Consider the following 25263-nt stretch of genomic DNA (forward strand, 5'->3'; position numbering starts at 1 on the left):
GCGTCTCTACTTGCTTTTAAATACCACGTTTACTATCGATTAATTGAACGATACCATGAAGCATATCACATACCTGCTCGTCTTTATCGTTGCGGCAACCATGCTCAGCTGCAGCAAAACCCGGCCCGGAAAAGCGAAAGTGCTCGTCTTCTCCAAAACCGCCGGATTCCGCCACGCCTCCATCCCCGCGGGAATCGAGGCGCTCCGGAAAATGGGCGCCGAAAATAATTTCGACGTCGACACCACCGAAGATGCCGGCAAATTTACGGAGAACAATCTCAAACAATACTCCGCCATCATCTTCCTCAACACCACCGGCGATGTCCTGAACACCGCACAGGAAGCCGATTTTGAACGATACGTACAATCCGGGGGCGGCTTCGTGGGCATCCACGCGGCAACCGACACCGAGTACGATTGGGCCTGGTACGGTAAACTGGTAGGCGCATACTTCTCCGACCACCCGGCCGGCACCCACAAAGCCAAACTCATCGTTACCGACAAAAAACACCCGTCCACCGCCAACCTCCCCGACACCTGGGAGCATACAGACGAATGGTATAACTTTAAAAACGTGAACAAGGAGACGAAAGTGCTCATGAAAGTCGACGAATCCTCCTACACCGGCGGCAAGATGGGCAACGACCATAACATCTCCTGGTACCATGAATACGACGGCGGCCGTGCATTCTACACCGAACTGGGCCATACGGAAGCAGCCTACAAAGAGGAGAACTTCCTGAAGCATGTGCTCGGCGGCATCCAGTACGCCATCGGCAAAAACCTGGAACTCGACTACGCGAAAGCCAAATCGCTCCGCGTTCCGGAAGAAGACCGCTTCACCCGCCAAACCCTCACCAGCGGCGAGTTCTTCGAACCCACCGAAATGGCCATCCTCCCCAACCTCGATATCCTCGTTGCACAGCGCCGTGGCGAACTGATGCTCTATAGCAACGCTTCGCAGAAACTTTCACAGGTAGGCCTGCTGCACGTGTACCATAAAACGGAAGTCCCCAATGTGAACGCGGAAGAAGGGCTCATGGGCCTCGCCGCCGATCCGGACTACGCGGAAAATAACTACATCTACCTCTTCTATTCCCCGACCGATACTTCCGTGAACCGCCTCAGCCGGTTCAAATTCGTGAACGGCCAGCTGGATATGCAATCCGAAAAAGTGATCCTGCAGTTCTATTCCCAACGCGATATCTGCTGCCACACCGGCGGTTCCATCGCGTTTGGTCCAGACGGATTGCTGTACCTTTCCACCGGCGATAATACTACACCGTTCGACGAAGCCGGCCAGCCTTACGTGAGCAAAGGCTTCGGGCCTGTAGACGACCGTCCCGGCCACCTGCAGTACGACGGCCGCCGCAGTTCTTCCAACACCAACGATCTCCGCGGTAAAGTGCTGCGCATCCGTTTGAAAGAAGACGGTTCTTACGAAATACCCGAGGGCAACCTTTTCCCGGTAGGTACCGCGAAAACGAAACCCGAGATTTATACGATGGGGACCCGCAACCCGTACCGCATTTCCATCGACCGCAAAACGAATTTCCTCTATTGGGGCGAAGTGGGGCCCGATGCGGCGAACGACGATTCCACCCGCGGCCCGCGCGGTTACGACGAAGTGAACCAGGCGAAGAAGGCCGGCTATTACGGGTATCCGCTGTTCATCGCCGACAATAAACCATATCGCGCATACGACTACGCAACGGGCGTTTCCGGGCCTTACAACGATCCAAAGAAGCCCATCAACAATTCCCGCAACAATACCGGTTTGACCGAGCTGCCACCCGCGCAGCCCGCGTTCATCTGGTACCCTTACGGCAAATCGGACGAGTTCCCGCTGGTGGGTACCGGTGGCCGTAACGCGGAAGCAGGACCTGTGTATTACAGCGAATTCTATCCGAAAGAAACCCGCCTGCCCGATTACTACAACGGCAAACTGTTCATCTACGATTGGATCAGGGGCTGGGTGATGGCGGTTACGATGGATAAAGACGGTAATTATGTGAAAATGGAACGCTTCCTGCCGTCGCAGAAATTCAACGCGCCCATCGATATGGAAATGGGCCCCGACGGGAAGCTGTACATCCTCGAATACGGGAATGGCTGGTTCTCCAAAAACGCCGACGCAGGGCTGGTCCGCATCGATTACAACGGCGGCAACCGCGCGCCGAAAGTGAAGATGGACGTGGAAAAACTGACCGGCGCCCTGCCGTTTACCGTGAAAGCTTCCGCCGAAGGGTCCGTTGATCCCGACGGGGACGCGATCACCTATACCTGGAATTTCGGGAACGGCAACAAAAAAGAAACGACGACGCCTTCGGCGGAATTCACTTATACCACCGCCGGAGAATACCCGGTTTCCGTGGAAGTGACCGACGACAAGGGCGCACATACCCTGAGCCAAACCATCCAGGTGTACGCGGGGAACGAAACGCCCGCCGTGAACATCCAGGTGAAAGGCAACAGCATGTTCTATTTCCCCGGAAAGAAAGTGGAATATGCGGTGGAAGTGGCTGACAAGGAAGACGGGCAGACCGCTGCCGGTGGTTTCGACGTCGCCAGCCTGTACGTGAAAGCGATTTATATGGAAGGGCGCGACAAGGCCGCGATGTCTCAGGGCCACCAGATCATCTCCGGTGCGATCGCAGGGAAAAACATCATGGAATCTTCCGATTGTAAAACCTGTCACAAACCGAACGAGAAATCCATCGGCCCGAGCTTCGTGGAAGTGGCGAACAAGTATAAGGCCGATCCGAAATCGCCCGACTACCTGGCAGACAAGATCATCAAAGGCGGTGGCGGTGTTTGGGGAGAAACGGCAATGGCCGCGCACCCGGGCATTTCTCATGGCGAAGCCAAACAGATCGTGGAATACATCTTCTCCCTGGCGGGCGGCGCCAAACAGGACCCCTCGCTGCCGGCGAGCGGCAGCCTGAACGCGACGCTGGGCAATGAAGTGAAAGACAGGGGAATCCTTTACCTGATCGCCACCTATACCGACAAGGGCGGCCCCGGCATCCGGCCGATCACGGGAACCGCCAGTGTGGAACTGCGCAACCCGAAAATCCAGGCGGAAAGCTACAAGGAATCCGACGGTGCGAATTCCGTAGAGATCGAAGGGATGAAACTGCTGGTTCCGGGCGCCAATACCTGGGCGGCATATCCCAACCTCGATCTGACCGGCGTATCCGGCATCGAGCTGACGTATTTCGTGCGGGAGATCCCTGCTCACGGCTATACCGTGTCCGTACACCTGGACAGCCAGGCGGGCGCGGCGCTGGGCAGCGTAACGATCGGCAAGGGCGCGAAAGCGGGCCAGCCGAACGTGGCGAACATTTCCTTCCCGGCAATTGCGGGAGGGAAGAAGCAGTCGCTGGTGCTGGTGATCAAGGCGGCCGATCCGGCCGAGCAAACGCCGGTGGCGATCGATTACTTCAGATTGCAGGCGAAATAAATTGATTTTCAAATTATAAGAAAGCCGTTCCGTTGCTGCGGGACGGCTTTCTTTATGAAACTAAGGTTGTCGTTCAAATACTCAATTACTACGGTTCGAGTACGGTATCTGTACTAAGCGGTTACTGTATCCCTACTGCATGAGAGTGTAAAGCCTTTTTTAGGACGTGATCACCGACCAAGGCCATCTTCAGGGCGAGACGGATTTTTTGCCGGGATAATTTGCCGGGGTAATCGGAACAAATGCGAAGGGGCCGCATCTGCGAGATGCGGCCCCTTTTCGCGGAACGACTTCAGGTGAGGGGATTACCCGATTTTCATCATTTTTTTGCGCATTTTCTTGGCTTTTTTCTGGCTGGAGTGCACGAAATTGACAAGTAATGCGATGATGAGGATGAAGAGCCCGAAGAATTCGCGGGTGTCTTCGATCCAGGGGGTGGATGCTTTCATGGCGCCGGCGATGTTTTGGGCCTGGTGCTCGGTTGCCCAGCTGAGCACGCCGTCTTTCTCGAAAAAGAGGAAGGTGGCGTAGGCGAGGAAAACGAGGATGCCGAAAAGGTACCAGCCGCGATAATAGCGGCGGCTGGCGGCGAGGCCGCAGAGAATGGCTCCGAACAGGTAAACGGGGATCCAGATGTAGGGGTCCGGATCGTTCCACTGAAGGGCGGCGAACAGCACAAACATTACACAGCAAAACACATTGAAAATCTTCATCATGCTAAATGGTATATCCGATAAACTTACGGAAAATCCGGCAGTTAAACTAAACTGGAACACTAGATAAACACGCGTAAAAAAAAGTCGGACGGAAGTTTGCGGTTGTTAAATTAATGTTATAATTTTAGAACGTAAGGACGGACCCATCGTACGGAACTTTGCATGAACAACGATCTACGCTGATTACGAGGAGGCCAACAAACTTATTTGCCTTTATAAATTCCACCTCAGTATAGTTGAAAAAATTGCCGACACTGGCTCCCGATCAGCGATAACCCATGCAAAATCGTTTTTCCTGAAGGAAAAGTTAAAATTTTCACACATTCAGGTGAGCGCCGAACGATATTTAATCCTTATATTGCAAAAGAATTAGGGCCGGAACCGGAAACCTCCGGCCATTTTTCCTGCTAACCCTGACAAAAATATTGGGGCACCACCCCTGAAGAATATCCTGGTTACTAATCAGGTTTTAGAATGGCGGAAGGAGAGGCACTAGTTGCCTCTCTTTTATTTTGGGTCATGGGCATCGCTGATCACAATCAGCAGCAGGAACGCTGATTATTTATTTATTTTAGCTGCATGGGATACGCATACGAAGCACCGGGTACAGCCGCAGTTTTAGCAGAGATCATTCAACAGCAGGTCCCCGAAAAGGGTAAGCAATGGATAGCCGGCCAACTGGAAGCCTGGCAAACGAAGGGCACTCTTCAATCTTTCAATATCGCATTCACCGCCGCCCCCAGGTTCCTGGGCCGCGACGAAATCTCCGTGCCGCCCGCCGCCCGCGAAGCCCTGCTGCCCCGATCGGTAGACGGTTTCACCGCCGATCGCCTCTTCCGCACCTGGTGGCTCCTGCAATTGCCGGTTGCCGATCAAACCACCTACGTACAGGCCGTCGAAAACCTCTTCCTTGCCGGAGAAATGTACGAGCTCACCGCCCTTTACGGCGCGCTACCGTTCCTCGCATTCCCGCAGGCATGGAAACTCCGCACCGCCGAAGGCATCCGCTCCAACATCGGCTCCGTCCTCGAAGCCATCATGGTCCGCAACCCTTACCCGGCGCAGTATCTCGACGAACCCGCATGGAACCAGCTCGTCATGAAAGCCTTCTTCACCGACAAACCCGTTCATCTCATCTCCGGCCTCGACCAACGTGCAAACCCGGAACTGGCCCGCATCCTGCGAGATTTCTCCCGCGAGCGCCGCGCCGCCGCGCGCCCCGTTCCGCCCATGCTCTGGCGCCTCGTTGGCCCGTTCATCGATAAAGATAACTTCGAAGACCTCGAACGCGCCTGGTTCTCCGAAGTGCACGCCGAACGCGAAGCCGCCGCACTGGCTTGCCACCTGTCAACCTACGCGCCGGCCAGGCAACTGCTCGAAACCCGCGCCGGCATGGCCGCGGAAATACAGCAGCAGCAACTGACCTGGGACACCGTTGCCGCCCGTGTAAATGGTCTTTAGATGTTATATCCGGCAACGCCCCTTTTATTAATTTAATCCAATCGTAATTCGTACTTATATGTGTTGTAATGCTCAGCTGACGGAAAAGGATTTAGTCCCGCAATCATATGACCCGGCCTTCCTGGATGCCATCAAAGGCATGCGGTTTTTCGACCCGCACGTTCATATGACCTCGCGGACCACGGACGATTACCAGGCCATGGCCGACGCCGGCGTGGTCGCCATCATTGAGCCGGCCTTCTGGCTCGGGCAACCGCGGACCGGTATTGATACCTTCCGCGATTATTTCAGCAGTCTAATCGGGTGGGAACGCTTCCGGTCCTCCCAGTTCGGCATCAAACATTACTGCACCATCGGCCTCAATTCCAAAGAAGCCAACAACGAAAAACTCAGTGAACAGGTGATGGAAATCCTCCCGCTGTTCATTTACAAGGAAGGCGTTGTAGGCGTGGGCGAGATCGGGTTCGACGATCAGACGGCACTGGAAGAAAAATATTACCGCGCACAGCTGCAGCTCGCCAAAGAAGCCGGGCTGCCCGTGCAGATCCATACACCGCACCGCGACAAAAAGCAGGGCACCACCCGCAGCATGGACATCGCCATCGAAATGGGGCTCGATCCGGGCATGGTGATCGTAGACCACAACAACGAAGAAACCGTGAAAGAAGTGCTGGACCGTGGTTTCTGGGCGGCTTTCACCATCTACCCGTTCACCAAAATGGGCAACGAGCGGATGGTAGATATCGTGAAACAGTACGGTACGGAGCGCATCATGGTGAATTCCGCAGCAGATTGGGGCATCAGCGATCCGCTGGCCGTTCCCAAAACCGCCGCGCTCATGCTCGAAAGGGGTATATCGAAAGAAGATATCGAAATGGTCACCTATCGCAACGCCATTACGGCTTTCGCGCAGAGCGGCCAGATCAACGTAGCGGATTTCGAACGGCCCGCGGAAATCGATCAAAGCCTGAAATTCAATGGCAGCACCGTTTTGAGAGGCGGTCAGCAGCCAAGACCAAACAAACAATCCACGATCATACGATAAGAAACCGACCGAATTTTTATCGTATCGTATTGAAAACCTGGGAAAAGCGTGAACTATATCCTTAGCAAACTGATGGGCTACCTCCGGCTCATGCGGCCGGCCAATATCCTGACCGCCATTACCGACATCATTGCCGGAGCGGCCATCGTAGGCTTTTTTGAACATGGGCTGAAAGATCTGCAATCCATCCTCCAGCTGGGATGCCTCGTGATCGCCACCATCGGGCTGTATGGCGGCGGCGTGGTTTTCAATGACGTGTTCGATGCAAAACTCGATAAGGTGGAACGCCCGGAAAGGCCTATCCCCAGCGGCGTTATCTCCATCACCGAAGCCAGCGTGCTGGGCGGGTACCTCCTCGTGGTTGGGATTCTCGCCGCTTTCACCGTCAGTAATTTTTCCGGCTGGATCGCGGTGCTGACCGCCGTTTCGGCGCTCGTTTACGATAAATGGGCGAAACATCATTCTGTGCTCGGGCCTTTGCTGATGGGCGTTTGCCGCGGCCTGAACCTCTCGCTCGGGATGAGCGTTTACCTCGTTTCCCTCCAGGGAGATTTCCTCTGGTGGATCGCCGTTGTGCCGGTAGCTTACATCGCGGCCGTAACAATGATTTCGCGGGATGAAGTGCACGGCGGCACAACAACACCGCTCATGCGCGCAGCGGTCACCTATGCGCTCGTGATCGGGGTCATCGGCTTTTTCAGTTACATGACCGGCCAATGGCTAACCGTCCCCCTGTTCCTCGCATTCTTCGCCTGGCTCATCTATAAACCGCTCCTCAATGCGATGAAAGCGCCCACGGGCCCCAACATCGGGAAGTCCGTCAAATGGGGCGTACTGGGCCTCATCGCCATGAACGCCGCGTGGACGGCCGCCTTCGCCGGCGCCCCCTTCGGCCTGGCCGTGCTCGCCTTCCTGCCACTGTCCATCTTCCTCGGTAAACTCTTCGCCGTTACCTGATCCACGGCTACTTTCAGCTAAAACGCACCAACAGGATTGCGGAGGTTTCCGCCGTTTCCCCCGTTCATCCGTCCCCCTTTCACATCCGCCATTTTATTGTTGTTCCGGTAGTCCCGTTTTCGTACTTTTAACCGTTTTAAACCGTCCCGCAAACACCGGGACTTCAGGATCTTTGCTATGGCTTTTATTCAACAATCATTCAGTGTTGCATTCGAGTATAAGGTTTTTTTCACGGAGCACCTGTTCAGCACAGACAACCGGGTTTTCGCACAATTCCTAGAAACCCGCGCAGAGAAAGGCTTTCGTAAGAAATTACTTTTCATCGTAGACGATGGCGTTTCCAGCCGGCACGATTACCTGCAGGAGCAGATCACGGCTTATTGCGCCGATATCGAAGGGTTTGAACTGGTGGAAGATGTGATCGTGGTACCGGGTGGCGAAGCTTCCAAAAACGATCTCCAGCTGTTCCACTGGCTCGTGAACGCGGTAGACCAGCATGCCATCGACCGTCATTCCTATATCATAGCCATCGGCGGCGGTTCCGTGCTCGACCTCGTAGGGTACGTAGCCGGTGTGAGCCATCGCGGCGTTAAACTGATCCGTATCCCCACCACCGTGCTGTCCCAAAACGATTCCGGCGTAGGCGTGAAAAACGGCATCAACTATCACGGCAAAAAGAACTTCCTCGGCACCTTCGCCCCGCCCGCGGCCGTTTTCAACGACGCGCATTTCCTCACCACGCTCGATGAGCGCGACTGGCGCAGCGGCATGGTGGAAGCGGTGAAAGTGGCGCTCATCAAAGACGCCGCCTTTTTCGACTGGATGGAGGCGAACGCCGCACAACTCACCGAAGCGGAGCCGGCAGCCCTCAATTACCTCATTCACCGCTGCGCGGAACTGCACATGCAGCACATCGGCGGCGGCGGCGATCCCTTCGAAAGCGGCTCTTCCCGTCCGCTGGATTTCGGCCACTGGAGCGCGCATAAGCTCGAACAGCTCACCGATTTCGAACTGCGCCACGGCGAAGCCGTGTCTATCGGCATCGCGCTGGACAGTGTGTATTCCTGGCTCACCGGTCTGCTCGACCCCGAAAGCCTGGAACGCATCATCCAGCTGCTGAAAGCCCTGCGCCTGCCGCTCTATCACCCGTTGCTGGAGATCGAAGACGACGAAGCGCCCATCGTGGCCGGCCTGCAGGAATTCCGCGAGCACCTCGGCGGAAGGCTCACCATTTCCCTCCTCGAAGCCATCGGCAAAGGGAAGGAAGTACATTCCATCGACGTCAACAACCTCCGCAAAGCCGTGAACATGCTGCGCGATAAATGGTAGCACCTCAACGCTAAACTGCCCCCGTCAACAATAAATAACATGGAAACACCATTCGGGCATCTGACCTATTGTACCAATATTCACTCCGGCGAAAGCTGGCCCGATCATTTCGAGCAATTGCGCCGGTTCATCCCCGCCGTGAAAGCCGAAGTGAGCCCCGGCAAACCTTTCGGGATCGGGCTGCGGCTCAGTAACCTCGCCAGCCTCGAACTGTCGAAGGCGCCTGCGCTGGAGGAGTTCCAACTATGGCTGCAGGAAAACGACTGCTACGTTTTTACCATGAACGGTTTCCCCTTCGGCGGATTCCATCACGAACGCGTGAAAGACCAGGTGCATACGCCCGATTGGTCTACCGCCGAACGCGCCGCCTACACCGCCCGCCTGTTCCGCATCCTGGCCGTTTTGCTGCCGGAAGGGATGGAAGGCGGCATCTCCACTTCACCACTGTCTTACAAGTTCTGGCACCGTTGTGAAGAAGAAAGGAAATCCGTGACCGAAGGCGCCACTTTCAATATGCTGCTCGTCGTGGAACAACTCATCCAGGTGCATAGGAACGGGGGGCCGTTGCTGCACCTCGACATCGAGCCCGAGCCCGACGGCCTCCTGGAAAATTCGAAAGAGTACCTGGACTGGTACTTCCAATACCTCCTGCCCGCTGGCGTGATGCTGTTCACCGAAAAGTTCGGTTTCAGCGAAGAAGAAGCCACGCTCGCCATCAAACGGCACGTGCAGCTTTGCTACGACGTTTGCCACTTCGCCGTGTCTTATGAAGACCCGCAGGTGGTACTGGAACGCATGCAGTTTTTCGGTTTGAAAGTCGGGAAAATACAGATAAGCGCCGCGCTGAAAGCCTTGCTGCCAAAGGGCGACAGGGAAAACGTGGTGTCCGCTTTCCGGCAGTTCAACGAGGCGGTTTACCTCCACCAGGTGATCGCCCGGAAAAACGATGGCGGCAAGATCCATTATCCCGATCTGCCGGAAGCCCTCGCGGAAGCGGGAAGGGAAGATGTGGAGGAATGGCGCGCGCACTTCCACGTGCCCGTATTCACCGGCGAATTCGGGGCCCTCAGCTCCACGCGCGACGATATCGTTCGCGTGCTTTCACGCCAGCAATCCAAACCCTTCACTACCCATCTCGAAGTGGAAACCTATACCTGGGAAGTATTGCCCGCCGGCCTAAAGCAGGAAATGGGCGCCTCCATCGCAAGGGAACTGAAATGGGTGATGAAGCAGCTGGATATTTAGATTAGATACGCAATTAGAGAAGCCAAGAATATGAGAAAAACCGTAGTGCTGGATATCGTAGGATTGTCGGGCGCCCTCATCGGGGAGCACACACCCTTCCTGAGCGCCTGGGCGAAGAAGCATCACCAGTCGTCCATCCGGCCCATGCTGCCCGCCGTTACCACCGCCGTGCAGTCGACCTACCTTACCGGGGCATGGCCCAGTGAAACCGGCATCGTCGGGAATGGCTGGTACGACCGGACAGACAGTGAGATCAAATTCTGGAAACAATCCAATAAACTCGTTCACGGGGAAAAAGTCTGGGAAACCGCCCGCCGGAAACATCCCGGGCTCACCTGTTCCAAGATGTTCTGGTGGTATAACATGTACTCCACCGCCGATTTCTCCGTAACACCGCGCCCGCAGTACCTTTCCGACGGCCGGAAGATGCCCGATTGCTATGCGTACCCGGCCGGTCTGAGAGACCGCCTGCAGCAGGAGCTGGGCACTTTTCCGCTCTTCCAGTTCTGGGGCCCCGGCGCCAACATCAAATCCTCGCAATGGATCGCCGACGCGTCTATCCTCACAGACCGCTGGCACCATCCCGATCTCACGCTCATCTATCTGCCCCATCTCGACTATTGCCTGCAGAAATTCGGTCACGACTATACGAAGATCGGCCCGGAACTGCGCGCCATCGACGGTGTGGTGAAACAGCTCATCGAATATTACGAACAGCAGCAATCAGAGGTCATCATCCTTTCCGAATACGGCATCACCAACGTCAACCGCCCGGTACACATCAACCGCCTGCTGCGTGAGCACGGGCTGATCGATGTTCGTGTGGAACGGGGAACGGAGTTGCTGGACGCGGGCGCTTCCAAAGCGTTCGCAGTTGCCGATCACCAGATCGCACATATTTACATCAACGACCGGTGCGTGACGAAGAAGGTCCGCGACCTGGTGGAGCAGTTGCCCGGGGTGGGACAGGTGCTCGACCGCGACGGGATCCGTGCGCACAACCTGCACCACGAGCGCTGCGGCGACCTCGTGCTGGTGGCCGACAAAGACAGTTGGTTCACCTACTATTACTGGCTCGACGATGCGAAGGCGCCTGACTTCGCGCGGCTGGTGGATATCCATCGCAAGCCGGGATACGACCCTGTGGAGATGTTCCTCAATCCGGCAGACCCGCTGGTGAAGCTGAAAGTGATCGGTAAGGTGCTGAAAAAGAAATTGGGATTCCGGTACCTCATGAACGTCATCCCCCTGGATGCCACGCTGATCAAGGGTTCGCACGGCAGGTTGGCGGAAGACGTGAAGGATCATGCGGTGCTGCTGACCTCGAGGCCCGTCCCGCAATCGGTACAGGCCACCGATGTGAGGGATATCATCCTGGAGCACATAGGATAAAACATAAATAATCAGCCGGTTTCCCCAAACCGGCTTTTTTATTGGGCAAAAAAAAGACATCCCGAAGAATCAGGGATGTCGGTTTGAAAAACAGTGAACAATGAAATAGTCGCTGACTACTTCAAACTCTTTATCTTGATGCTTCTGAAGCTCACGTTATTGCCGTGGTCCTGGATCAGGATGCGGCCTTTTTCTGCGAGCCCGAAGTTCGGATATTTCTCATACTTGCTACGTGCCACGAGAGCTTTGTAGATATTGTCGCCACGGGTATAGCTCACGACTTTATGGCCGTTCATCCAGTGCTCTACGCGGTTGTCGGGGTATACTACCACACGGCCGTGGTTCCATTCCCCGATCTTGCGATGGGAGTTGGTCATCCTGTAGGCCGGAATGAGATCGTACAGCGAACCCACTTTGCGGTTGCCGGCTGCGCCCAGTTTGGCATCGGGATGCTGATCATCGTCCAGCACCTGGTATTCCAGACCAATGGCGGAGCCTTTGTTGTTTTCGGATTCCGTCACAAAATACTTCACGCCGCTGTTGGCTCCCGGCGTTAGTTTAAAATCGAATTCGAGGTCGAACGCTGCGAACTCCTCTTCGGTCACGATATCGCCGCCGTTGGTGGATTCTCCGCCGTCAGACGGTTGCACGCTGAGGACGCCATCCTTGATTTCCCATCCTTTCGCCGGGAAATCAGGTTTGTAGGCGCCGCGCCAGCCTTTGGTGCTGGACCCGTCCCACAACAGGCGAACGCCCTGCAGTTTCTCCTGTTCGGAGATGTTGTTGGAAATGTTGTTCACCACGTACACGTCATCATACTTCGAAAACTGCGATGCGGCAGGGTTCTCCATGATGCGGATATTGCGCCAGCGGATCTTCTTGCCTGCATCTTCGGCTTTTTTGCCGATTCCGTGGACCTGCAGGGCAATGAACCCGGAGGGAAGTTCACTGTCGATAACGTGTGCGGCCGATACTCCGTTGATAAAGGTACGGATTTCGGAGCCACGACATTCAATTCTGTATTTATTCCAGTCGCCCGGTTTGTAGGCGTTCTGGGCGCCGGGGTTCAGATCGAGGGGGTACAGCCAGCCCCTGCGGCCTTCTTCGTACACGCCGCCGCTCCATTTGCGGGGAGAGGGGTCTACTTCCATCTGGTAACCGAATACCCGGCCGTTCTGATAATCAGCCTTGCTCTGGGAGCGGAACTGGATGCCCGAATTGAAATCCCTTTCCAGTTTGTACTCCACTTCGAAAATAAAATCACCGTAATCCTTTTCCGTAGCCAGAAAGGAATTAGGTTCACTGAGCACCGTGGTACCCACGATCTCGCCGTTCTTCACTTCATAAATTGCCTTGCCGTTGAGCTGTTTCCAGCCTTTCAGGTCTTTGCCGTTGAACAGGTTCTGCCATTTGGCCGTCTGCGCATAGGAAACAGACATGAGCAAAACCCCGCAGCCCAGAAGGAGGTGCTTTTTCATCGATTGTGTTTTGTATCAGTAAAAGCGGCCGTTGACAATCCGGGCTGTTTGCGACCCCGCTTTCCTTGTTGTAAGTTGACCATTGTTTGCGCCTGCTGCCCGTAACATTGCGCCCGGGCACGGTTTACCGCCGCCCGGCGAAGCCAAGATAGCCATTTTGCCGCACAATTACAATCGGTTGCAAATTGTTTGTTCTATCCAATGGCATGGGACAGGGCATGGATTCCGGGGGACAATATAATACCTTATCTTTATAACCAGCTAAAAAAATAAGACATGGCAAGTAAGAAGATCGTGTTCCTTACGGGGGATTATGCAGAAGATTATGAGACGATGGTGCCGTTCCAGATGCTCCAGATGGTGGGGCACAACGTGCACGCGGTGTGCCCGGACAAATCGGCCGGGGAGAAGGTGATCACGGCGATCCATGATTTTGAGGGGCAGCAGACGTACAGCGAGAAGCCGGGGCATTATTTTGTGCTGAACGCTTCCTTCGCAGACATCAACCCTGCGGAATACGACGCCCTCGTACTGGCAGGAGGCCGCGCGCCGGAATACCTGCGGCTGAATAAAAAGGTGATCGAGATGGTGCAGCAATTCGCCGGCGCCGGCAAGCCGATCGCGGCCATTTGCCATGGTATCCAGATTCTTACGGCGGCGGATGTGGTGCGCGGGAAGAAACTGACGGCCTACCCGGCCGTGGAGCCCGAAGTAACCATGGCCGGCGGCACCTATGAATCGGTGAACGTCTACGAAGCGGTGACCGACGGCAACCTGGTGACCGCCCCCGCCTGGCCCGCTCACCCCCAGTGGATGGCGGCTTTCCTGAAAGTCCTCGGCACCCGGATCGAACCTTGACGGGAAACCTGACCAGAATCAGGAGAAATATCGGCGGGGGGATTTCCGAATGATCCCGCCTTTACTTACCTTTGCGCCCAAAATAAGGGGCCGGATGCCCTTTTTTATAAATATTTTATAATATATGTCTGGACAGCTTAAAGAAGTTCGCAACCGTATTAAATCCATCCAGTCTACCCAGCAGATCACCAAAGCCATGAAGATGGTGAGTGCTGCCAAGCTGCGCCGCGCGCAGGACGCCATCCTCCAGATGCGCCCCTACGCCGAGAAACTGCAGGAAATGCTGCAAAACATCGTCAGCAATACCGAGGGAGACATCGATATGGCACTCGCTGCCAACCGCCAGGTGGAAAAAGTCCTGATCGTGGTAATCTCCTCCGACCGCGGGCTTTGCGGAGCGTATAACTCCAACCTTATCAAGCTGGCCAAGCAAACCATCCGCGAAAAGTACGCCGCCCAGTTCGCCAAAGGCCACGTGGAAGTGCTTCCCATCGGCAAAAAAGCCTGGGAACATTTCACCAAGAACGGCTACAAAGTGAACGAAAACTTCTGGAACCTCTTCGGTCACCTCAGCTTCGATGCCGTGAAAGCCGCTGCTGCCGTAGCCCTCGATGGTTTCGTGAAAGGCGAATACGATGCCGTGGATATCATCTACAGCGAATTCAAAAACGCCGCTACCCAACGCTATAAACTGGAACAATTCCTCCCCATCGCCAAGGTGGAAAACGAAGGAAACAAAGGCCGCAAGGCAGATTTCATCTACGAACCCGAAAAAGACGTACTCGTAGCCGAACTGATGCCCAAAATCCTCAACACCCAGTTCTTCAAAGCCGTCCTCGACGCCCACGCTTCCGAGCATGGCGCGCGGATGACCGCGATGGACAAAGCTACGGACAACGCCGGCGAACTGCTCCGCAACCTGAAGATCGAATACAACCGTGCACGTCAGGCCGCCATCACCACCGAGCTCACCGAGATCGTGTCTGGTGCCGCAGCACTGATGGGATGATGTTTTCAACAATTCATCCACAGCAACTTTTTTATATTTTATAAAGAATGTCAAAGGTCTTATTTTCGGCCTTTGACATTTTTATTTGACCTAAACCGCATTTCCCATGGAGATCTCACAGCTCATTCCGCATGTCGAAGCCCTGATCTTTGCCGCCGACCGGCCCCTTCCGGCCGCCGACATCCTGGAGCTGCTCAACAACGCACTGGCCTTCCTCGAAGACCGCGCCACGCCCGAGCAGGTAGAAGCTGCCATTGAGGCCATCCAGGAAAAATACAGCTCCGAGTTTTACTCGTTCAGCGTTCGCCAAAGCGGTGGCGGCTACCAGTTCCTCACCAAAAGGGACTATTATCAAACCGTTGCGCAACTCAATGGCGAGAAATTTCTCAAACGGCTCTCCACCGCCGCGCTGGAAACCCTCGCCATCATCGCCTATAAACAACCCATCTCCAAAGGGGAAATCGAACATATACGCGGCGTCAGCACCGACTATTCCATCACCAAACTGCTGGAAAAGGAACTGATCATCATCTCCGGCCGTTCCGAAGAGCTACCCGGAAAACCGCTCCTGTACTCTACTTCCAAAGCGTTCATGGACTATTTCGGGCTCAATTCTCCCGCAGATCTGCCTAAGCTCAAGGAAGTATTCGAAGAAGATTTCGTGCCGCCCACACAACTCACGCTCGAAGCGGTCGAAAACCTGGAAGTGGACGAAGAAACCCTGCCAGACGGACATTTCGTTGTCACCGAAAACGGCGAGCTCACAGAAACCACCACCGTTGTCATGGAAGATGAACCTTCCGAAGAAAACATCCCCGAAGCATCTTCGGGAGACGGCGGAAGCGGCGACGATGAAGACGATCCCCACGCTTCCGGCAACAGCTCCGGCGGCGATCCTGAAATGGCCGACAGCGGGGAAGATGATGAAGACGAACTCGACGAAGACGGCGAAATCGAAGCCATGCTCGGCGACCGTAAAGACGGAGAGGAGCCTGACGACGACGATGATGACGATGATGAAGGCGAAGCCGCCGGTACGATTCCCTACCAGGACGATCCCTACGACAGCGACGATGCCGAAAAGGCCGACGACGAAGAACAGGCCATCGAAGACGCCGACGACCGCCTGAATGATGAAGAAGACGAAGAAGAGGAGGAAGAAGGGAAAGACGACCGGAATTGACGATCAGTCATTTGTGAGTTGAAATATTTCTATTTTCAAACGGAAAAATTTCCTACCTTTGTAAGGAACAAATGATTGACGTATGCCTGCCACAGCCATCGCATTGCAAAAGGAAAAGTACTCCGTCCTGCACCGGTTCATGGGCCTGGAACTGGGGAACCTCTACAGGCTGGTAACATCCGCACACAAAGGCGTGAAAACCAAAGTGTTCTATGACTTTGCGGAAACCATCAAAATGCCTGAAAAAGAACTGGCAGGCATCATCAACCTGTCTGCCCGCACCATCAGCAATTACAAGGAACAGCAGAAAGTGCTGGAACCCATTTATAGCGAGCACCTGCTCAAGCTCATCGCCCTGTACGAAAAAGGCGAAACCATCTTCGGCACCGTCGACGAATTCAGTTACTGGTTGAAAAAACCGTTCTGGGGCGCCCGCGAAACACCGATCGACTGGCTGGTAACTCCCGGCGGCGTAGATATTATCTCCGAGGAGCTCGACAAACTCGCCGAAGGTTACCCTGTTTAACTATCCTACCCTTTTACATGCTGGTATTTCGCATCACCCATAAACAATTCAGCCAGGAACTCTATGCCTCCGGCATCAAGGGCCGCTGGAACGGCGCCGGCCGGAAGGTCATTTATTGTGCCGAATCCATTTCCCTCGCTTTCCTGGAAAACATGATCCGCCGCCAGGGCGTTGGCTTCAACCAGGATTTCAAGATCATGATCATCGAAGTGCCCGACGGCCTGGAGATTTCCTCCATCCAACCCGGACAGCTACCCGCCAAATGGCGCGATTTCAAAGACTACAGCCACTGCCAGCCCCTGGGCAACAAATGGTTCGATGAAGGGAAAACGCCCGTCCTGAAGGTGCCTTCCGCCGTATTGCCCGAATCCTCCAACTACGTGCTCCACACCCTCCATCCCGAATTCCGCCGCATCCGCCTGATCGAGACCACCGAGCTCGTGCCCGACGAGCGCATCGAAGACATCCTGAAGAAATACCCGCACTAACGCCCGTCTGCAATTTCATCGCCGCTACGGTCATTTCATCGCCGATTCATGCACTTCATCGATTTGTTCGTGCTGCTCAGGGGGCACTTGCTACATTTGGGGACAATCCATGCTTTTTAAATGTTCCCATCATGAAGATTCTCATCAACGAAACCGAAACCATCGCAGCGCAAAAGCTGAAAGACATGATTTCCACCATTGACCCCGATGTGGAGATATTGCAGTTCAACAGCCAGATAGACATGCTGCTATCCGGGCTGCGTACCACGCAAACCGTTCAGCGATACCTCGTTCGCAGCGGCACGCGCCTCATTTCCGTCGCCATCCAGGACATCGCGTTCTTTTATATCCGCGACCGTATGGCCTGCATCCGCACCCATCAGAATACGGACTACTTTATCGACAAAAGTCTGGACGATATCGCAAACGAGCTCGATCCGCGCGACTTTTTCCGCCTCAACCGCCAGTGTATCGTGCATTACCGCAGTATCCTGAAAGTGCAGGCCTGGTTCAACGGCAAGCTGAAAGTGCAGGTGAAGCCCGCGCTGGAGGAAGACGTCATCGTGTCTCGCCTGCGCGCCCCGGATTTCCGTAAATGGCTGGGCGAATAATAGCCACTACCGATGGATGTAACGTTTGATGACGGCAATAACCCCGGCCGGCGAAGCATTTTTCATATCCAGCCATCCACTGCATAACACCCCATAAAAAAAAGCGGTCCAGGCATTTGCCGGGACCGCTTTTTTTATCGTTTCGAAAGAAGATCAGCTCTTCAGTTCTTTCACCTTGATGTTTTTCCAGCGCACCTTGATGCCGCCGCCGGAGTGGATCTGCAGGGCGATCTGGCCGGATTTGGCGCCGATCTTTTCGTCGTTCAGCGTGATCATTTCCGTGCCGTTCAGCCAGGTGGTTACCTGGTTGCCTTTTACCACGATCTTCATCGTGTTCCATTCACCCATTTTCAGTGCTTTATCTTTTTCGGCTGCGGGCTGGATGAGCCAGCCGCGGCCGTATGATTCGTAAATGCCGCCGCTGTGCTGGCCGGGAGGCGCCACTTCAGCCTGCCAGCCTGCGATTTTGGTGCCTTCGAGGGAGGAGTGGAAGAAGACGCCGCTGTTGCCGTTGGCTTCCTGTTTGAATTCCACGGTCAGTTCGAAGTCTTTGAAAGTCTTATCGGTGGCGAGATATCCGTATTCTTTATCCGGGCCGCTTTCGCAGATCAGTTCCCCTTTTTCTACATACCATTTTTCCGTGCCATGGATCTTCCAGCCGTCGAGGTTCTTCCCGTTGAAGAGTTTCTGGGCTTTCTGCCCGAAAGCCGTTCCGGCGGAAAGGAGGGCGATGGCAGCCAGCGTCATCAATTTTGTTTTCATGCTCCTGTAGTTTTTTTGTGGACGGGTAAGATAATTAAAAAAGTTTAAGAAGTACCCCGGGAAATGGCGGGTGGGGAAATGCCGATTTGGGTGGAAGGGGAGCGGAAATGAAAAGGCCGCCCGGGGAGGCGGCCTCTTGCAAATATGGGAAGACCTGCGGTATTAGCGGGCAACGTTTACGGCGCGGCGCTCGCGGATCACGGTCACTTTGATCTGGCCGGGATACTGCATGTCGTTCTGGATCTTGTTGGCGATCTCGAAGCTGAGGCGGTCTGCATCGTTGTCGGTCACTTTTTCGCTTTCCACGATAACGCGCAGTTCGCGGCCTGCCTGGATGGCGTAGGCTTTTTCAACGCCGTCGTAGCTCATGGCCAGGTTTTCGAGGTCTTTGATACGTTGGAGGTAGCTCTGCATGATCTCGCGGCGTGCACCGGGGCGGGCGCCGGAGATGGCGTCGCAGGCCTGTACGATGGGGGAGATCACGTAGCTCATTTCCATCTCGTCGTGGTGGGCGCCGATGGCGTTCACGATGGCGGGATGTTCGCCGTATTTCTCGGCGAGTTTGGCGCCGAGGAGGGCGTGGCTCAGTTCGGATTCTTCATCGGGAACTTTACCGATATCGTGGAGGAGGCCGGCGCGTTTGGCGAGTTTGGGATTGAGGCCCAGTTCGGCGGCCATTACGGCGCAAAGGTTGGCGGTCTCTTTGGAGTGCATGAGCAGGTTCTGGCCGTAGGAAGAGCGGAACCGCATCTTGCCGACCATACGAACGAGTTCTTTGTGGAGGCCGTGGATACCGAGCTCGATCACGGTGCGCTCGCCGATTTCCATTACCTGTTCTTCCAGCTGGCGTTTGGTTTTTTCTACCACTTCCTCGATACGGGCCGGGTGGATACGGCCGTCTTGCACGAGGCGCTGCAGGGAAAGGCGGGCGATTTCGCGGCGGAGCGGGTCGAAGGAGGAGAGCACGATGGCTTCCGGGGTATCGTCCACGATCAGGTCTACACCGGTAGCGGCTTCGATGGCGCGGATGTTACGGCCTTCGCGGCCGATGATCTGGCCTTTGATTTCGTCGCTTTCGAGGTTGAATACGGTGATGGCGTTCTCGATGGTTTGCTCGGCGGCGGTGCGCTGGATAGATTGTATGATGATCTTCTTGGCTTCCTTGTTGGCCTTCAACTTGGCGTCTTCGATGATTTCCTGGATGTGGCTGAAGGCCTGGTTGCGGGCTTCTTCCTTCAGGGATTCCACGAGCTGGTTGCGGGCTTCTTCCGCGGTGAGGCCGGCTACTTTTTCGAGTCGGCGTATATGCTCTTCCTGGTGTTTTTCCAGTTCGGAGCGTTTGATGTTCACGAGTTCGATCTGGCGGGCGAGATTTTCCTTGATCGCTTCATTTTCCGTAACCTGCTTCGTTAAGTTCTCGTTCTTCTGGTTCAGGCTCTGCTCTTTCTGTTTGATGCGGTTTTCGGATTCTGCGATTTTCTGGTTGCGCTGCATGACTTCTTTCTCATGCTCCGACTTCATCTGAATGTATTTCTCCTTGGCTTCGAGTAATTTATCTTTCTTTATATTCTCTGCATTCAGTTTTCCTTCTTCGATGATTCGGCTGGCTTTTTCTTCTGCTTCCTGGATCTTTATCTGGGTATTTTTCGCGAAAATCAGTTTTCCTAGTATTATTCCAATAGCCAGGGCGACAACGCCGGCTACTAACACCATTATGTCCATATTCTGTTTTGTTTAATAAAAGTATTGTTTAGGTATATCAAAATACGACTAAGGCCCGTTTTTTCCAAACGGCCCAGCCGACCCGCGAAAATAAGTAAAAATTGTCAGGAACGCATCATGGGGCGTGATAATGAGTTATTTGCGAACGGGTGCGGTGGCGGTTCCCCGTCATTTCAGCTGTTCATCCAGCAGATTGTCAAGATGTTGCAGTTTTTCCCTTAAAAACGGGGCGATATTGGCCTGGGCCTTGCCGCCGATGGTGGCCGGGTGGGTGGCGTACATGATGAGCGCCATGGCGATGTAGTCCTGGATGTCTTTGCCGGCGTAGGCGGCCTTGAACTCGACGATCTTCTCGTTCACTTCCTTCATCACCCTCCTTACGTCCTCTTCTTCGTCTTTCCGGATTTTTATGCGGTAGGTGCGGTCTGCTACGACTATATTAACAGGTATCAGTTGCGGTTCCATGTTGATGGTCTTTATACAAATGTAATAAATGAACGAATTAACAATTCGAAAATGAAGATATGCTATTTGCGTGGTGAAACCATTCGTGGTGGCGGTTTTTGGAAAAACTGTGCGGGGGTGGGCGTTGACGGTTGCGATAAAAACGTGTGTATCATATGTAAACAAAAGCCATTCCAAGATGTGCCGAAACCATTGATGGTAAAGGGTTTTATATACTATTAAGTAAGGTTTTCGATGCAGCGAATGCCACTTTTTCATCGCCCGTTCAAAGATGAAGTTATGCTGTAGATTTCGTGAAACTATTCATGGTGGCTACTTTTAGCTATCCACATGTTAATAAAAAAAGCGGAAAATTACGCGATGAAAAAAGTTTCCATCAGGCTTTATCAGTATAATGTTTGATGAAACTGCACAGCAGGTTGGCCATGAAACAAGTATTATCATATTGATATTCATTGTTTCATGGAAATTGAACTTATTCTATGCAGTTTACGAATATCAACATTTTTTGGGAAATTAAACCTATCTTCGAATGGATAATTTGCATGGGAAAGGGCGCCGGGGCAGGCCGCGGAAGTCGGAAGTCCCGGTACAGCATGCACAGGAAGAACAAATGGTGCTGCAAAGCTACGCCGATGTAGTGGAGCTCAGGTCATTCCCTTATGGCCGGAAGATCGAGATGGTCAGGTCGGGAGTTTCGAAAGACCAGCTCACGCGGTTAAAAGAGATTTTCGGGTTGGATTACGACACGTTGAGTGTCTTGCTTGCGGTCACCAATCGCTCCCTACATCTCAAGAAGGGGAAAGAGCGGATGAACCGCGGGATCAGCGACCGTTTGATCTTCATCGCCGATGTGTTCAGTGTTGGGTACAACGTATTTGGAAGCAGGGAAGGGTTTCACGCGTGGCTGCGCGATCCTTCACGGGAGTTCGGGGATAAAGCCCCGCTGGAAGTGATGGATACCCTTACCGGTATCGAAGAGGTGAAGAATGCGCTGTACCGGATAGATGCGTTTATCCTTTAAACAGAAGATATGACCTTGTTTATGTTGAGCCGGAGCGCCGGTTCAGTCGATCTGCTGCGCCGTGTGAATTACGCCGGCTATTGGAATCATGCCGGAGTGCCCTGCAGGTATGCCGTTGGGCAATCTTCCCAATGCCTGTTGGAAAAGGAGATGGTGAAACGGTTTCGCATGATCCCCAAAGACGCGAAGATCATCGTGCTGGATGTGCCCGACGGCAGCATCGAATATTTCCCGGAAGAGGAATTGCCGGAAGGGTGGGACGATGGCAGGGTACGGCTTGTGGCGCGGGATTTTGGTACCGCCCGCCTCCGGAAAACTAAAAAACTCCTGCTCGCTTTTCCTTCCATCTCCCTTCACCGGGAATGGATCTACATCATCAATATCACGCATCCGCTGGCCAAACAAATCCGTGTGCTCGACTATTACCCCGCCATCAGGCAGCCCGGGCAAACCCGGCAGGCCAGGATTTTCTCATGAATTCAACAGGGCGATGCAGCGGTCGATCTCACGGATGTAATCGTTGATCTTCCCGCGGACTTCCCTCCGGAAGGCGTCTTCGTCTTCCGAAAGCCCGTTCCCCTGCGTAGCGGTAGCGATTTTGGAAAGCTTGAGCCTTTCGTCGAGGGATGCGATGGTGGACTGCTGCTGCAGCAGCTCTTCCTGCTGCGCCTTCAACTGGTCCCGGAGCGTGACGTTATCCGCCTGCGCCTGTTGCAGTTTACGGAACAGCTGCTGCAGCTTGTCCTCAATGCTTTGTATATACTGTTCGATCTCCATGGTTTATTTGCGGATCTCCGCCTGTAACTGGGTTTCGAAGGCTTTTACGAGTTTGTTCACGAGTGCGTCGGTATCCTGGTCGGTCAGGGTTTTCTGCTTGTCCTGGAAAGTGAAGCTCACGGCGTACGACTTTTTGCCGGCGCCTAGTTTGTCACTCTCAAAAACGTCGAACAGGTTGATTTGTTGCAAAAGATTCGTTTTCACGGACCTGGCGGCGGTTTCCACGGCGGCGAAAGGCACGTTTTTGTCGAGCACCAGCGCCAGGTCGCGGCGAACGGCCGGGAATTTCGGGATCTCTTCGTAGAACGCGTCTTTGGTAGGGAGCAGGGTCAGGATCACGTCCCAGTTAAAATCTGCGAACCAGACAGGCTGCTTGATGTCGAACGCTTTCAGCTGGGCGGGCGCCACGCTTCCGGCCACGGCAATGGTTTTGCCGCCTGAAGTAATCTCGAACGAAGGCTGTAGGCCATGAACGGTTGCCGCCGTCATCTGCGGAGCGCTGATGCCCAGCATTTGAAGGATGTTGCCGATGAAAGCCTTCAGGTCGTAGAAATCCACCGGTTTTTCTTTATGCATCCAGTTTTCGGGCTGTTTGCGGCCGGTGAGGTACAGGCAGAGATGGGCTTTCTCGGGATATTGCCCCACGGCTTCCTGGCGGTAAGTTTTACCGAATTCGAAGAACAGCAGGTCTTCGTTCCGCCGGTTCAGGTTATGGGCGATGCGCTCCAGGCCGGTTTCCAGCATGGACGGGCGCAGCACGTCGAGGTCGGCGCTGAGGCTGTTGAGCATTTTCACCAGCGAATCCGCGTCGAGGTGTTTGTAATATTGACTGTTGGTGATGGAGTTGGTGAAAATCTCCGAAAACCCGTTGCCGGCGAGGTAGTCCGCGATCCTTTCCTTCACGCGCTCCTTGTCGGGCTGCGCCTGTACGGAGGGGGCCATGGATACAAGGGCAGGGATGGGGATATTGTCCAGCCCGTCGATACGCATCACTTCCTCCACGATATCGGCCGGGATGGTGATATCGGGTTTGTGGAGGGGGGCCGCCACGCGGAGGCGCCCTTCATTTTCCTCATGGATCGTGAATCCGAGGCTGCAAAGGATATTCCTGATCTGCGCTTCGGGATATTGATGACCGCTGAGGGTGCGGATGTACGCATAAGTAACGTCGATCTGCCAGGGCTGCTTCGGTGAAGGGTACACGTCGGTAACATCGGATGCCGCCGCGCCGTGCGCCAGTTCGCTGATGAGCGCCACGGCCCTTTCCAGCGCGAAAGGCGCGAGGGAAATATCGAGCCCTTTCTCGAAACGGATGGCCGCATCGGTCCGCAGACCGTGGCGCATCGACGTTTTCCGGATGCTGGTGGCGTCGAAATAGGCGCTTTCGAGGAAGATCTGGGTGGTTTCGTCTTTCACGCCGGAGTTCAGGCCGCCGAACACCCCGGCGATGCACATGCCGTTATCTTCCCCGTCGCAGATCATGAGGTCGCCTGCATCGAGCTTGCGTTCTTTACCGTCGAGGGAAAGGAAGGGTGTGCCGGCCGGGAGGTTTTCCACGATCACTTTGCCGCCTTTGATCCGGGAAGCGTCGAACGCATGGAGGGGCTGGCCGGTTTCGTGCAGCACGTAGTTGGTGATATCTACGATATTGTTGATGGGCCGGACGCCGATGGCGAGCAGCCGATGCTGCATCCAGGCGGGGGAGGGGCCTACTTTTACGCCGGTGATCGACTGGCCGCAGTACCGCGGGCAGGCTTCGGTATTTTTTACTTCCACGGCAACAGGAAGCGGTTTTTCCGCTTTGGCGGCGGCGTTGATGCCGGGTTTGCGGAGCTGGTAAACCTGCGTGTTTTCGCGGTTGTTGAGGAACGCGCATACGTCGCGGGCTACGCCCATATGACTCATGGCGTCCATGTGGTTGGGGGTGAGGCCGATTTCGTATACCCAATCCTGGTAAGGATGGAACACTTCGCTGGCCGGGGTCCCGGGTGTAAGGGCGGCGTCGAGGATGAGGATGCCGTCGTGGCTGGCGCCGAGGCCTATTTCATCTTCCGCGCAGATCATGCCGAAGCTGTCTTCTCCGCGGATTTTGGCTTTTTTCATGGTGAGGGGCTCGCCGTTGGCGGGATAGATGGTGGTGCCAACGGGGGCAACCACCACTTTCTGGCCGGCGGCTACGTTGGGAGCGCCGCACACGATGGCGAGGGGCGCTCCGTTGCCGATGTTCACGGTGGTGAGGCGGAGCTTGTCGGCGTTGGGGTGCTTTTCTACGGTCAGCACCTCGCCGATTACCAGTCCTACGAGACTTCCTTTCACGCTTTCAAAACGTTCCAGGCTTTCCACTTCCAGGCCTACGCCGGTCAAAATCACGGAAAGTTCCTCCGGTGCGGGCTTTACCGGCAAATAATCACATAACCAGTTGTACGAAATTGTCATTGGATGCTCCTTGTATTATGCTGTCCGGCTTCCGCCGGATCGTTTTAATTTATTGTCAATCAATAATTTGCGGGATGATTGCCTCCGTATATGGATGCAGGTCGCGCCGCGTAAAGTTAACAAATCTCCCGTACGGGAAGATGGAATTTTGCGCAAGAAAATGTGGAAAAATCTTTATGCACACTTATTGTGAATTGTCGGACATTTGCGGTGTGTTGTTTGCTGATTTTGTGGATAAGGTAGTGCAAAACGGTGGATAACTGGTCTGGAAGTGTGCGGATAGCGGTGGAATTGGGTCGAACAAATATAATTCCGT

The 25263-nt window shown here is 54.5% G+C and carries 22 protein-coding genes; 15 read left to right on the top strand and 7 right to left on the bottom strand.

Going from position 1 to position 25263, the window contains the following annotated elements; genetic code table 11:
* The first annotated feature begins 55 nt into the window (after window positions 1-55).
* Complete coding sequence (locus tag EJ361_RS07705; RefSeq protein WP_126244913.1) at window positions 56-3463, top strand: ThuA domain-containing protein; 3408 nt, start codon at window positions 56-58, stop codon at window positions 3461-3463.
* A gap of 305 nt (window positions 3464-3768) precedes the next feature.
* On the opposite strand, the gene EJ361_RS07710 is transcribed toward EJ361_RS07705, so the two are convergent.
* Window positions 3769-4179 carry a transmembrane 220 family protein gene (locus tag EJ361_RS07710; RefSeq protein WP_126244914.1) on the bottom strand — a complete coding sequence of 137 codons (411 nt, stop codon included), beginning with the start codon at window positions 4177-4179 and terminating at the stop codon, window positions 3769-3771.
* 579 nt (window positions 4180-4758) lie between these two features.
* On the opposite strand from EJ361_RS07710, the gene EJ361_RS07715 reads away from it, so the two are divergent.
* The 6 genes from EJ361_RS07715 (at window position 4759) to EJ361_RS07740 (ending at window position 11608) form a co-directional block, all read left to right on the top strand.
* Complete coding sequence (locus EJ361_RS07715) at window positions 4759-5640, top strand: EboA domain-containing protein (protein ID WP_205686953.1); 882 nt, start codon at window positions 4759-4761, stop codon at window positions 5638-5640.
* 58 nt (window positions 5641-5698) lie between these two features.
* A complete protein-coding gene (locus EJ361_RS07720; RefSeq protein ID WP_126244915.1) occupies window positions 5699-6685 on the top strand; it encodes a TatD family hydrolase in 987 nt (328 codons plus the stop codon).
* A gap of 48 nt (window positions 6686-6733) precedes the next feature.
* Complete coding sequence (gene eboC / locus EJ361_RS07725) at window positions 6734-7642, top strand: UbiA-like protein EboC (protein WP_240646574.1); 909 nt, start codon at window positions 6734-6736, stop codon at window positions 7640-7642.
* A 177-nt stretch (window positions 7643-7819) separates the two neighbouring features.
* A complete protein-coding gene (locus tag EJ361_RS07730) occupies window positions 7820-8971 on the top strand; it encodes a 3-dehydroquinate synthase (RefSeq protein ID WP_126244916.1) in 1152 nt (383 codons plus the stop codon).
* 39 nt (window positions 8972-9010) lie between these two features.
* Window positions 9011-10216, top strand: coding sequence for a metabolite traffic protein EboE (eboE, locus tag EJ361_RS07735; protein WP_126244917.1), 1206 nt, complete (start codon window positions 9011-9013; stop codon window positions 10214-10216).
* 30 nt (window positions 10217-10246) lie between these two features.
* Window positions 10247-11608, top strand: coding sequence for an alkaline phosphatase family protein (locus EJ361_RS07740; protein ID WP_126244918.1), 1362 nt, complete (start codon window positions 10247-10249; stop codon window positions 11606-11608).
* Between the two features lie 116 nt (window positions 11609-11724).
* Here the strand turns inward: EJ361_RS07740 and EJ361_RS07745 are convergent, their stop codons facing one another.
* Complete coding sequence (locus tag EJ361_RS07745; RefSeq protein ID WP_126244919.1) at window positions 11725-13086, bottom strand: 3-keto-disaccharide hydrolase; 1362 nt, start codon at window positions 13084-13086, stop codon at window positions 11725-11727.
* A gap of 276 nt (window positions 13087-13362) precedes the next feature.
* Between EJ361_RS07745 and EJ361_RS07750 the strand changes: the two genes are divergently transcribed.
* The 6 genes from EJ361_RS07750 (at window position 13363) to EJ361_RS07775 (ending at window position 17761) form a co-directional block, all read left to right on the top strand.
* Window positions 13363-13944: a DJ-1/PfpI family protein gene (locus EJ361_RS07750; protein WP_126244920.1), complete on the top strand. Its 582-nt coding sequence runs from the start codon at window positions 13363-13365 to the stop codon at window positions 13942-13944.
* A gap of 124 nt (window positions 13945-14068) precedes the next feature.
* Window positions 14069-14953, top strand: coding sequence for an ATP synthase F1 subunit gamma (atpG, locus tag EJ361_RS07755; protein WP_126244921.1), 885 nt, complete (start codon window positions 14069-14071; stop codon window positions 14951-14953).
* Between the two features lie 106 nt (window positions 14954-15059).
* A complete protein-coding gene (gene scpB / locus EJ361_RS07760) occupies window positions 15060-16136 on the top strand; it encodes an SMC-Scp complex subunit ScpB (RefSeq protein WP_126244922.1) in 1077 nt (358 codons plus the stop codon).
* A gap of 82 nt (window positions 16137-16218) precedes the next feature.
* Window positions 16219-16662, top strand: coding sequence for an antitoxin Xre-like helix-turn-helix domain-containing protein (locus EJ361_RS07765; protein WP_126244923.1), 444 nt, complete (start codon window positions 16219-16221; stop codon window positions 16660-16662).
* A 17-nt stretch (window positions 16663-16679) separates the two neighbouring features.
* Window positions 16680-17150, top strand: coding sequence for an RES family NAD+ phosphorylase (locus tag EJ361_RS07770; protein ID WP_126244924.1), 471 nt, complete (start codon window positions 16680-16682; stop codon window positions 17148-17150).
* A 131-nt stretch (window positions 17151-17281) separates the two neighbouring features.
* Entirely contained in the window at window positions 17282-17761 is a 480-nt protein-coding gene (locus EJ361_RS07775; RefSeq protein ID WP_126244925.1) for a LytR/AlgR family response regulator transcription factor, read from the top strand.
* A gap of 153 nt (window positions 17762-17914) precedes the next feature.
* On the opposite strand, the gene EJ361_RS07780 is transcribed toward EJ361_RS07775, so the two are convergent.
* The 3 genes from EJ361_RS07780 to EJ361_RS07790 all read right to left on the bottom strand — a co-directional run bounded on the left by EJ361_RS07780 (window position 17915) and on the right by EJ361_RS07790 (window position 20710).
* Complete coding sequence (locus EJ361_RS07780) at window positions 17915-18523, bottom strand: 3-keto-disaccharide hydrolase (RefSeq protein WP_126244926.1); 609 nt, start codon at window positions 18521-18523, stop codon at window positions 17915-17917.
* Between the two features lie 162 nt (window positions 18524-18685).
* On the bottom strand, window positions 18686-20245 hold the full coding sequence (gene rny, locus EJ361_RS07785) for a ribonuclease Y (protein WP_126244927.1): 1560 nt from the start codon (window positions 20243-20245) through the stop codon (window positions 18686-18688).
* Between the two features lie 168 nt (window positions 20246-20413).
* Window positions 20414-20710: a cell division protein ZapA gene (locus EJ361_RS07790; protein ID WP_126244928.1), complete on the bottom strand. Its 297-nt coding sequence runs from the start codon at window positions 20708-20710 to the stop codon at window positions 20414-20416.
* 532 nt (window positions 20711-21242) lie between these two features.
* Here EJ361_RS07790 and EJ361_RS07795 point away from each other — a divergent pair.
* Window positions 21243-21734, top strand: a complete 492-nt coding sequence (locus tag EJ361_RS07795; RefSeq protein WP_126244929.1) for an antitoxin Xre/MbcA/ParS toxin-binding domain-containing protein — start codon at window positions 21243-21245, stop codon at window positions 21732-21734.
* A gap of 9 nt (window positions 21735-21743) precedes the next feature.
* On the top strand, window positions 21744-22211 hold the full coding sequence (locus EJ361_RS07800; protein ID WP_126244930.1) for an RES family NAD+ phosphorylase: 468 nt from the start codon (window positions 21744-21746) through the stop codon (window positions 22209-22211).
* On the opposite strand, the gene EJ361_RS07805 is transcribed toward EJ361_RS07800, so the two are convergent.
* Entirely contained in the window at window positions 22206-22511 is a 306-nt protein-coding gene (locus EJ361_RS07805) for a hypothetical protein (protein ID WP_126244931.1), read from the bottom strand. The genes EJ361_RS07800 and EJ361_RS07805 overlap by 6 nt on opposite strands.
* Before the next feature lie 3 nt (window positions 22512-22514).
* On the bottom strand, window positions 22515-24947 hold the full coding sequence (pheT, locus tag EJ361_RS07810) for a phenylalanine--tRNA ligase subunit beta (protein ID WP_126244932.1): 2433 nt from the start codon (window positions 24945-24947) through the stop codon (window positions 22515-22517).
* Window positions 24948-25263: the final 316 nt, after the last annotated feature.

It is taken from the genome of Chitinophaga rhizosphaerae (genome assembly GCF_003958645.1).
Taxonomy (GTDB): Bacteria; Bacteroidota; Bacteroidia; order Chitinophagales; family Chitinophagaceae; genus Chitinophaga; species Chitinophaga rhizosphaerae.